We start from the raw sequence: 10,518 nt of genomic DNA, 5'->3' as shown, positions 1-10,518 counted from the left end.
AGGGTGGTGGCGGCGCGGGCGCGGGCGGGGTGGCGTGGGGGGGTGGGGGGACTCGGGGCCCGGCGGGCCTCGTCGGGTCGGCCGTCGGCCCGGCGGGCCGGCGAGGGGTCAGACGGACTGCTCGGTGGTCTCCATCCGGCGCCAGGGGTGCAGCAGGGTGGCGCCGAGCTCCCCGGTGGCCGGGAACGCGGTCGGGTCGGTGAGACCGACGGTTTCCGGGATCCGTCCGGGCCGCCAGGTGAAGCTCCCGAAGACGTGGTCCCACAGCGACAGGTCGGAGGCGTAGTGACCGGCTTCGGCGAGGTCGGTGCTGTGGTGCAGGCGGTGGAGTTCCGGGCCGGCCAGGACGTGACCGAGCCAGCCGATGCGGACGTCGATGTTCGCGTGAACGAAATACCCCTGCGCCATCACGAATATTCCGACTACGAACACTGAATCCGCCGAGAACCCGATGATCGCCAGCAGGAGTTGGACCACGGACTGCGCGAACAGCACGTCCAGGAAATGGTTCACGCCGTTGTTGGCGACGTTCACCTTGTCCGGGACGTGGTGCACGCCGTGCAGTCGCCAGAGCCAGCGGTTCCGGTGCGACCAGCGGTGCACCAGGTAGTCGCCGAGCGAGCCGAGCAACAGGGCGAGCGGGATCTCCGCTGCGAACGGCAGCGCCGGACGGCTCGGTCCAACCACCCCCACCAGCGCGGTCACCAGCCCCTGGGCGAGTCCGCCGCCGAGCATGCTCAGCACGAAGTACACCCCGTACCAGCGGAGTTCACGACCGCTCGGGTGCCAGTCGGCCCGGTGGGGGATCACCCGCTCCAGCGCCGCCAGGTAGCAGATGACGGCGATCAGCACGAGCGGGGAGACCTGGTCGGGCGCCCAGTGGAAGCGCAGTGTCGCGACGGCAGTGCACAGCACCCCCAGGAGCAACAGCGGATGGGCGAGCCGGCGTGCGATGGCGGACAGCACGCTCCCCCTAGTTCTTCGCGGACCAACGAATGGAAACGTCAGAGACTCTAGCGGGAGCCGATGGAACGGTCAGTCATTCGACGTGTTAACGCCATGAATAACCCGATCGGCGGAAGATGCGCACACGAAGTTGACGAAAGGGCGGCGTGAATGAGGCGCGTTCGACCCGCGTCCACGGGGCACCGGAGTGCGGCAGGAGGAACGCTCGGAAGGCCCACCACCCGCGCCCCCTTTCGGGATCCGCCCGGACCGGCCCGCCTCAGGGGCCGGCCAGCTCCGCCAACCGCCGGGCCGTCTGCGGCTCGTGGGCCGCGAGGCGATCCCGCAGCCCGCGCAGCTCGTGGCCGACCAGCGCGGGCAGGGCGGCCGCCGGGGCGGACTCCAACGCCGGCACCAGCAGTTCGACGGCTGTCCGCGGATCGTGCGCGCAGACGTGGCAGTCGGCGGCCCGGACGGTGAACAGCAGGCGGCTGGACGGCAGCTGGGTCGGACCGAGCAGGCCGAGCGCCGTCTCGGTGGCGGCCAGCGCCCGCCGGGCCAGCCGCGGATCGTCCACCGCGGCGGCGAGGTCGCGCAGCGCGGCGGCCGCGGCGGACTCCACCCGCAGCCGCATCGAGGCGATGGACAGCCACGGCACGTCCGCTTCGTCCCGGGCGCCGATCCGCTCCACGTCCGCCCGGGCCAGGCCGATCTGCCGCACGGTGCCGCGCACGTCCCCGGTCAGCGCCCGGGCGCGGGCCCGGCTGATCCGGCCCATCGCCCCGGCCCACGGCCGCCCGGGGGCGACCAGGTCGATCTCCCGCGCGTAGCCGAGCGCGGCCACCGGATCACCGTCCAACCGGGCCAGGATGCTGAGGTCGCTGAGCGTGCCCACCTGGGTGGCCCGGTCGCCGGCCAGTCCGGCCCAGGTGAGGGCGCGGTCGAAGCAGGCCATCGCGGTGGCGTTGCGACCGCTCTGCATCCGCAACGCGCCCGCCGCGTGGGCGTGTTCGGCCGCCAGTCGGGCCAGCGGGCGGCGCTGGGCGGCGGGCGCGACGGCCAGCCGGGCCAGCACCACCGCCAGGGTGCGTTCGACGGCGGCGACCAGCCCCGGGCGGGCGCCGGCCTCCGCGGCGCGCAGCTGGGCGGCGAGCAGCCCGGCCAGGGCGTGCGCGGTGACGGCGTCCAGCGGCGGGGCGGCGGCGGGCTCGGCGGCGCAGAACTCGGCATACAGGGCGGCGAGTTCGCCGGGCGGCGGCACCTCGCATCCCTCGGCGTCGTGCAGCGGGCAGAGCAGTCCGTAGTCCGGCAGCCTGGCCGGTGCGAGCGCGGCCGGTGCGAGCAGGGACGGATCACCGGGGGCGGGGCCGTCCGGTGTGCCGCCGGGCAGGGGCGGCCGGAGCAGACCGGGGGCGAAGGGGGCCGGCAGGAGCAGCTCGGCGGTCTCGGCGCGCAGACAGGTCGCGACCAACTCTCCGTCGGCACCAAGCAGTTCGTCGATCCGACCGGCGACCTTCGGGGTGACCCGGCGGGCTCCGTGCTCGATCTTGCTGACCGCGGTGTGGTCGTAGCCGATCCCGGCACCCAGCTGCGCCTGGGTGAGCCCGGCCCGGCGCCGCCAGTGCCGCAGCCGGGCGCCGAACTCCCGCCAGGCGCCCGCGTCCTGGGGCCTGGGCGGCGCCGGGGCCGAGGCGGCGGGGGCCACACGCTTCCGGTGCACGGCTGCCTCCCCGGGGACGGGCCCCTGACGCGGGGTCCTGGGACGAGTCCGACGAACCCGACGAGGCCTGCGCGTCCGACGAGCCCCGACGAAGAGTCGGGCGGTTCCGCCGAGGAGGACGGTACTCGATGAGCACCGCCCCGTACATGAGGTGGTCTCAACCACTGTCGAGAAAGCCCAGCTTGACGCGAAACGGCGCCCGCACCTTGACGGAATTTGCCAACCCCATGCCGAGCCCGCACCAGCCATTGACCCGAGCATGACGCCATGTGAGTGTTCGGGCACCCGAGCGCGGACGGCCCGCAGCGGCCGTCCCCAGACACGGCCTGCGGTGCGCCACCAGCCTTGCCGTCCGCGGTCGAGGACCCCCACTTGCGAGGAGCCTCGATGCAACGCAGAGTTTCCCCAGGCCGGTTGCTCACCACGGCGACCACCCTGACCGTACTGGCCGGCCTGATCGGCGCCACCGCCGGAACGGCCACCGCCGCGCCCTCCCCCTCCCCCGCACCGCCCAGCGCCCTTGCCGCCGCCGTCAGCGCCGCCGACGCGGCCGCCGCGGCCGGCACCGACGCCCTGGCCAAGGGACCGGACGAGACCTACGAGCGGAAGTCCGTCACCCCCTGGCTGAACGGCCTCTACTCCGTCTCCTACGAACGCAGTTACCGCGGCCTGCCGGTGGTCGGCGGCGACGCCGTGGTGCTCGCCGACGGCAAGGGCACCGTCCGCGGCCTCCAGTCGGCCGCCACCGGGCCGGTCGGCGGCTCCACCACCCCCCAGATCAGCGCCGCCCAGGCGGAGAAGACCGCGCGCACCAAGCTGCCGACCGTGGACAAGGTGGAGTCCCGCCGCCTTGTCGTCCGGGTCAAGGACGGAGCCGGCCGGCTCGCCTGGGAGACGGTGCTCAACGGCCGCACCGAGCACGCGCCCAGCCGGCTGCACGTCTTCGTCGACGCCGCCACCGGCGAGGTGGCGGACAGCTACGACGACGTCGAGGCCGGCACCGTCAACAGCAAGTGGAACGGCCCCGGCCCGCTCACCATCAGCACCACCAACTCCGGCGGCTCGTACGCGCTGCGCGACCCGAACCGGCCCGGCCTGTCCTGCTCCGACAACGACACCGGCCAGGTGTTCACCAAGTCCACCGACTCCTGGGGCAACGGCAACCCCTCCAGCCGGGAGACCGGCTGCGGCGACGCCATGTGGGCGGCCCAGAAGGAGTGGGACATGCTCCGCGACTGGCTCGGCCGCAACGGCCACGACGGCAACGGCGGCAGCTGGCCGATCAAGATGGGCCTCAACGACGTCAACGCCTACTGGGACGGCAGCTCGGTCTCCATCGGCCACAACCAGGCCGGCCAGTGGATCGGCGCCCAGGACGTCGTCGGCCACGAGTTCGGCCACGGCATCGACCAGTACACCCCCGGCGGCGCCGACAACGAGAACGGCCTCGGCGAGGGCACCGGCGACATCTTCGGCGCGCTCACCAAGGAGTACAACAACGAGCCCGCCCCGTACGACTACCCCGACTACCAGGTCGGCCGCATGATCAACCTGGTCGGCCAGGGCCCGATCCGCAACCTCTACCAGCCCTCGCTGGTCAACAACGACCCCGACTGCTACTCCTCCTCGATACCGAGCACCGAGGTGCACGCGGCCGCCGGCCCGCTCAACCACTGGTTCTACCTGCTGTCCAACGGCTCCAACCCGGGCGGCGGCAAGCCCACCAGCCCGACCTGCAACAACTCCAGCGTCACCGGCATCGGCGTCAAGCAGGCCGGCCAGGTCTGGTACGGCGGCATGCTGCTCAAGACCAGCGGCATGACCTACAAGCGGTACCGCACCACCACCCTGACCGCCGCCAAGAACCTCGACCCGAGCTGCACCTTCTACAACCGCACCAAGGCTGCCTGGGACGCCATCAGCGTGCCCGCCCAGAGCGGCGACCCGAGCTGCACGCCGTCCGGCAACAACGACTTCTCGCTCGCGCTCGGCCCGGCGGCCGGCTCCGTCCAGCCCGGCGCCTCGACCACCGCGACGGTCTCCACCGCCGTCACCTCGGGCACCGCGCAGACCGTCAACCTGACCGCCACCGGCGCCCCCACCGGCGTCACCGCGACGCTCAACCCCGGCTCCGTGCAGGCCGGTTCGTCCGCGACCCTGACCCTCTCGGCCTCCTCCGGCGCCCCCGCCGGCACCTACGTGATCACCGTGACCGGCACCGCCGGCGCGGCCACCCACACCGCCCAGTACACCCTGACCGTCGGCGGCGGCGGCACGCCCGGCGGGCCCGCGCCGGACATCGACGTGGCCAGGATCCAGGCCGACCTCGCCCAGCTGAACACCATCGCCGACCAGAACGGCGGCAACCGCCGGGCCGGCAGCGCCGGGCACAGCCAGTCCGTGACGTACCTCAAGGGCAAGCTCCAGGCGGCCGGGTTCACCGTCAGCGAGCAGACCTGCACCTCCTGCACCTACCAGTCCGCCAACCTGATCGCCGACTGGCCCGGCGGCCCGTCCGACCAGGTCACCATGCTCGGCGCCCACCTCGACAGCGTCTCGGCCGGCCCCGGCATCAACGACAACGGCTCCGGCTCCGCCGTCCTGCTGGAGAACGCCCTCGCGCTCGCCCAGCAGAACCCCACCCTGACCCGACACGTCCGGTTCGCCTGGTGGACCGGCGAGGAGCAGGGCCTCCAGGGCTCCCAGTACTACGTCGGCCAGCTCGGCTCCAGCCAGCGCGCGGCGATCAAGGCCTACTACAACTTCGACATGGTCGGCTCGCCCAACGCCGGCTACTTCATCAACAACCTCACCTCCGCGGCCTCCGCGCCGATGAAGGCCTACTGGGACTCGCTCAACCTCCAGCCCGAGGAGAACGTCGAGGGCCAGGGCCGCTCCGACGACTACTCCTTCCAGCAGGCCGGCATCCCGACCTCCGGCTACGCGGCCGGCGCCAGCGCCGTCAAGACCTCGGCGCAGGCCGCCAAGTGGGGCGGCTCGGCCGGGCAGCCCTACGACTCCTGCTACCACCAGTCCTGCGACACCACCGCCAACGTCGACGCCACCGTCCTCAAGCGCAGCGCCAACGGCGTGGCCTCCACCATCTGGAAGACCTCCGTCGGCGGCACCACCCCCGCCAACGACTTCTCCCTCTCGGTGAACCCGGCCACCGCCACCGTCAAGCCCGGCGCCTCCACCACCGCCACCGTCGCCACCGCGACCACCTCCGGCTCCGCCCAGACGGTCAACCTGACCGCCACCGGCGCCCCGGCCGGGGTCACCGTCACCTTCGCCCCGGCCTCGGTGCAGTCCGGCGCCTCCGCCACGATGACCGTCGCCGCAGCGGCGTCCACCGCGGCCGGCACCTACAGCATCACCGTCACCGGAAGCGGCTCGGCCACCCACACCACCAGCTTCACCCTGGTCGTCGGCAGCGGAACTCCCAACCCCGGCAACGCCTGGACCCCCGGCACCACCTACCAGGCCGGCGACATCGTCACCTACAACGGCGTCAGCTACCGCTGCGTCCAGGGCCACACCGCCCAGGTCGGCTGGGAGCCGCTGATCGTCCCCGCTCTCTGGGAGGCCGTGTGACCCACCCGGGTCCCTGACCGACACCCCCTGAACCGCTGCGCCGCGATCCGTCGAGGGGGACGGACCGCGGCGCAGCCGTGTCGAGCGGTCCACGCCGGACTGTCAGACCCGCGTGCTTTCGTATGCGGAGGAGGAGCAGAGCGCTCATCCGGTGGCGAAGGAGCGGGAGGTGCGATGACAGGCGGCTGGAGCGGCGTGACGTGGGACAGTTGGCAGAACGCCGAGGAGATCCGCATGCGCCTCGACACCGGGGCCGACCCGGAGGGCCGGGGCTTCGGCCAGCGGCCGCTGCACCGGGCCAGTACGCCAACCCCAAGAGCGGCAACCAGGGCCGCGCCTTCCACGACGGCGAAGAAGTCGGCCGGCACCGCCATCCCGGCGGCCCTCCCATGGACCACCACACCACCGAGGAGGTCCTCGCCTACTACCTCTATCGCCGCAGCGCCATCGCCTTCGCCTGCGCCTTCGCCGGGCTCCACCCCACCGACGCCCGCGCCGTCACCGGACCGGCCGACCACTGGATACGCCTGCCCGAGCCCGACCACCCGAGGGGCTGACCGGCCCGGCGGCGGACGGGGTGACCCGGTGTGACCGCGCGAAAACCCGGTTGACGTAGAGTCGGGCGGCGGGCGGGCCCGCCCCGACCATCGTCAGCCGAGTCGAGGAGACCCCTGGTGACCACGGACGCCGTCCCCGTACCGGAACTGGCCCCCGAGGCCGTCGAGCAGTGGCGGTCCGAGGAGGCCCAGTTGGTCGACCTGCTCGCCCGGGCGCAGCGCGGTATCGGCGGCATCGCCGCCTTCCGGCTCGGCGGTCCGACGCCGACCGTGCTGGTGACCGACCCGGCTGCCGTCCAGCACGTGCTGGGCCGCCACCCCGACCGGTACGTCAAGCGCTCGCACCGGGCCCGGATGCTGGTCGGCGACGGCGTGCTGTCCGCCACCGGAGACGCCTGGAAGCGCCAACGGCGGCTGCTGCAGTCCCAGTTCACCGGCACCGGGATGCGCCGCTACGAACAGCGGATCGCCGCCGCCGCGCGCCGCACCGCCGACCGCTGGGAGGGGTACCGGCGCAGCGGGGAGACCTTCGACGTGGCGGAGGAGATGCGCGGTTTCGCCCTGGACACCGTCTGGCGGACGCTCACCGGGCTGGCCCTGGACGACCGGACGGACGCCGAACTGCGCTCGGTGGAACGGGTGGTGGCCGCCATGCCCACCCTGCCGACCAACGCCGCCGACGCCCGGGACGCCGTCGCCGAGGACCTCGCCCGGATCGACGCCGTCGCCCAGGCCGCCATCGACACCGCCCGTACCGGCCGTCTCTCCGATGTCGAGGAACCGGGCGTGCTCAGCGTGCTGCTCGACGCAGCCGAGGAACACCCCGAGTACACCGACCGGTTGATCCGCGACGAGCTGGTCACCCTGCTGGTCGCCGGCCACGAGACCACCGCCACCACCCTCACCTGGCTGTTCCTGCTCCTGGACCGCAACCCCGGGGCGCGCGGCGCCGCCCCGCAGGCCCTGGTCAGCGAGACCCTCCGGCTCTACCCCTCCGCCTGGATGCTCCCCCGCCACGCCATCGAGGACGACGTGATCGCCGGGCACCACATCGCCGCCGGAACCGACGTCCTGGTCTGCCCCTACCTCACCCACCGCGACCCGGCCCTGTGGCCCGACCCGGACCGCTTCGACCCCGGTCGCTTCGCCACCGGCGCCACCCGCCCCGCCCACCTCGGCGCCTACTTCCCCTTCGGCCTCGGCGCCCGCGCCTGCCTGGGCACCCAGTTCGCCCTCCGGGAGACCAGCGCACTGCTGGAACTCCTGCTCCCGCTGGGCCGCGTGGAGTTCCGCTCACGCCCGACCGGTGCGGCCTACAGCATCACCGTCCGCCCCGACGGCCCGACCCCGGCGGTGCTGCGCTGAGCCGAACCACGGCCCCGGGGCGTCAGCCTCCGGTCGGCAGCCCCCGGCCGGAGCGCCTGCGCTCGACCGCCCGGACGAGGTCGGTGCCGATCTCCGCGAGGAAGTCCGCCGCCGTGTCGAGACGTTGGCCCGCGGGGGTGGCGGCGCCGAGCAGGTCGGCGCCGTTGCGGGCGAACTCGGCCAGCAGGACGTTGCGTTGGGCGCTGGCCAGCATCGACCGGTACCAGACGTCGGAGTCGATCTCGTACTGCTCGCGGCGCCCGTGGCCGTCCCGTCGGCGGCGGATCAGCCCCTGGGCCTCCAGGTAGCCGACCGCCTTGGAGACCGAGGCCGGGCTGACCCCCAGCCGTTGCACCAGCTCGGCCGCGCTCAGGCTGCCGCTGTCGGTCACGTAGAGGCAGGAGAGCACCCGGGCGACCATCCGGGGCAGGCCCAGCTGCTCCAGCAGGTCGGCGAAGCGGCCCGCGTAGTCGCTGATGGCGGCCGGATCGCGCCCCTCCGCCACACGTGCGCCGTCCCCGGCGGGCCGGGGGCGGCCCGGTCGACGGCGGGCCCGCCGGGCGGTGGCGCGCTGGGCGGTCTCCGCGCGGTAGCGGCCGGGCCCGCCGTTGCGGGCGATCTCCCGCGTCACGGTGGAGGTGGGGCGGGAGATCAGCCGGGCGATCGCCGCGTAGTCGAGCCCCTTGGCGAGCCCGGTGGCGATCGCGAGACGGTCCTGCGGGCTCAGCCTGGCACCTGGCACGGGCGGCTCCTTTCCTCGGGACGAGTATCCGGATGCGGGGGACGGTTGCAACCGCGATTGCATTCGCCGTCAGGCCCATTGCAATGATTCACCCCGGCTGAGCTGCTCGTTCATCTCCGCTGCCGCGAACACTCATTGATGGATCCTCGAATCCGGCCGTACGTTCTTCACCGACGACAAGACGACGAAGACGACGAAGACGACGAAGACGAGCAATGCCCGACACTTCAGGGGGACCCGTCATGAAGACCACCGCCCGCACCGCCCGCACCGCCCGCACCGCCGCCCTCGCCACCGTCCTGGCCGGCGCCCTGCTCGCCGCCACGCCGACCGCCTCCGCCGCGCCCACGGATCGCGGGCACACCGGCCACCAGGCCCTGCAGACCTCCCTCGACCGCGCCGTCTCCCAGGCCCACCTGCCCGGTGCGATGGCCGAGGTGCACGACAACGGCTCGACCTGGTTCGGGCAGTCCGGCACCGCCGACGAGAACACCGGCCGACCGCTTCGCCCCCAGGACCGGTTCCGGATCGGCAGCACCACCAAGACCTTCGTCGCCACCGCGCTGCTCCAGTTGGAGGCCGAGCACCGGCTGAGCCTGGACGACAGCGTCGAGCAGTGGCTGCCCGGCCTGGTGGACGGCAACGGCTACGACGGCTCGGCGATCACCATCCGCCAACTGCTCGACCACACCAGCGGGATCGCCAACTTCGCGAGGGACGAGACGGTTTCCGAGGAGTTCCAGGGGCCGCCGTTCCTGCAGCACCGGTTCGACCGCTTCACCCCGCGTCAGCTCGTCGAGATCGGGATCGGCGTGAAGCCCCGGTTCGCGCCCGGCACCGGCTGGGAGTACTCCGACACCAACTACGTGCTGGCCGGTCTGATCGTCGAGCAGGCCACCGGCCACAGCCTCGGACAGGAGATCGCCGACCGCTTCACCGAGCCGCTGCACCTCAAGAGCACCTACGAGCCGGCCGCCGACGACACCGGCATCCACGGCCCGCACGGCCGCTTCTACTCCAAGCTCGGCCCCTTCGACAACCCCGCCCTGCCGGTGTACGACGTCACCGAGCTCAGCCCCACCTGGGGCTACGGCTCCGGCGACCTCGTCTCCACCGTCAGCGACCTCAGCACCTTCTTCCAGGCCCTACTGGGCGGCCGGCTGCTGCCGCCCGCCCAGATGGCCGAGATGTTCACCATGCGGGACCCTGGCAACGGCTGGATCCCCCAGTCCCACTACGGCCTGGGCATCGGCTCCGTCGCCCTCTCCTGCGGCACGGTCTGGGGCATGGGCGGCGCCATCAACGGCTCCTGGTCCTACACCTTCGGCACCCGCGACGGCCGGCACCTGCTCGCGACCTCGGTCAACGGCGACTGGGCCGACGGGCTGCCGTGGGGCCCGGTCTCGGTCTTCACCGCGGAACTCGAGGCCGAGTTCTGCGGCACCACCAAGGCCTGACCACCCGCCCGGCGGGTGACCACACAGGGCGTGGCCGCCCCCGCGGCGGGGGCGGGGCCCCCCCCCGGGGGGGGGGGGGGGGGGGGCCCCCGCGGGGCGGGCCCACGAAGAACACGAGCGCGGGTACCCCCCCCGCCC

At 73.3% G+C, this 10,518-nt stretch carries 7 protein-coding genes; 4 read left to right on the top strand and 3 right to left on the bottom strand.

Going from position 1 to position 10,518, the window contains the following annotated elements:
- Window positions 1-108: 108 nt before the first annotated feature.
- Both ACFWIS_RS32315 and ACFWIS_RS32310 read right to left on the bottom strand, forming a co-directional pair.
- Window positions 109-1,008 (bottom strand): sterol desaturase family protein, encoded by a 900-nt coding sequence (locus tag ACFWIS_RS32315; RefSeq protein WP_380460379.1) that lies wholly within the window; start codon window positions 1,006-1,008, stop codon window positions 109-111.
- A gap of 217 nt (window positions 1,009-1,225) precedes the next feature.
- Window positions 1,226-2,665, bottom strand: coding sequence for a helix-turn-helix domain-containing protein (locus ACFWIS_RS32310; RefSeq protein ID WP_380460366.1), 1,440 nt, complete (start codon window positions 2,663-2,665; stop codon window positions 1,226-1,228).
- A 387-nt stretch (window positions 2,666-3,052) separates the two neighbouring features.
- On the opposite strand from ACFWIS_RS32310, the gene ACFWIS_RS32305 reads away from it, so the two are divergent.
- The 3 genes from ACFWIS_RS32305 to ACFWIS_RS32295 all read left to right on the top strand — a co-directional run bounded on the left by ACFWIS_RS32305 (window position 3,053) and on the right by ACFWIS_RS32295 (window position 8,181).
- A complete protein-coding gene (locus tag ACFWIS_RS32305) occupies window positions 3,053-6,259 on the top strand; it encodes a M28 family peptidase (protein ID WP_380460368.1) in 3,207 nt (1,068 codons plus the stop codon).
- A gap of 389 nt (window positions 6,260-6,648) precedes the next feature.
- The gene (locus ACFWIS_RS32300; protein WP_380460369.1) at window positions 6,649-6,816 is read left to right on the top strand and encodes a hypothetical protein; all 168 of its coding nucleotides are present in this window, start codon (window positions 6,649-6,651) and stop codon (window positions 6,814-6,816) included.
- A 117-nt stretch (window positions 6,817-6,933) separates the two neighbouring features.
- Entirely contained in the window at window positions 6,934-8,181 is a 1,248-nt protein-coding gene (locus ACFWIS_RS32295) for a cytochrome P450 (protein ID WP_380460371.1), read from the top strand.
- 22 nt (window positions 8,182-8,203) lie between these two features.
- Here the strand turns inward: ACFWIS_RS32295 and ACFWIS_RS32290 are convergent, their stop codons facing one another.
- Window positions 8,204-8,923 (bottom strand): MarR family transcriptional regulator, encoded by a 720-nt coding sequence (locus ACFWIS_RS32290; RefSeq protein WP_380460373.1) that lies wholly within the window; start codon window positions 8,921-8,923, stop codon window positions 8,204-8,206.
- Between the two features lie 242 nt (window positions 8,924-9,165).
- On the opposite strand from ACFWIS_RS32290, the gene ACFWIS_RS32285 reads away from it, so the two are divergent.
- The gene (locus tag ACFWIS_RS32285; RefSeq protein WP_380460375.1) at window positions 9,166-10,380 is read left to right on the top strand and encodes a serine hydrolase domain-containing protein; all 1,215 of its coding nucleotides are present in this window, start codon (window positions 9,166-9,168) and stop codon (window positions 10,378-10,380) included.
- Window positions 10,381-10,518 lie beyond the last annotated feature (138 nt).

Origin of the sequence: Kitasatospora sp. NPDC127060 (genome assembly GCF_042724935.1) — a bacterium.
Lineage (GTDB): Bacteria > Actinomycetota > Actinomycetes > Streptomycetales > Streptomycetaceae > Kitasatospora.
This window is presented reverse-complemented; position numbering and strand designations above follow the sequence as displayed.

Coding starts and splice junctions, on each gene's coding strand:
- ACFWIS_RS32305 (WP_380460368.1), top strand. CDS start 3,053: ATGCAACGCAGAGTTTCCCCAGGCCGGTTGCTCACCACGGCGACCACC.
- ACFWIS_RS32300 (WP_380460369.1), top strand. CDS start 6,649: ATGGACCACCACACCACCGAGGAGGTCCTCGCCTACTACCTCTATCGC.
- ACFWIS_RS32285 (WP_380460375.1), top strand. CDS start 9,166: ATGAAGACCACCGCCCGCACCGCCCGCACCGCCCGCACCGCCGCCCTC.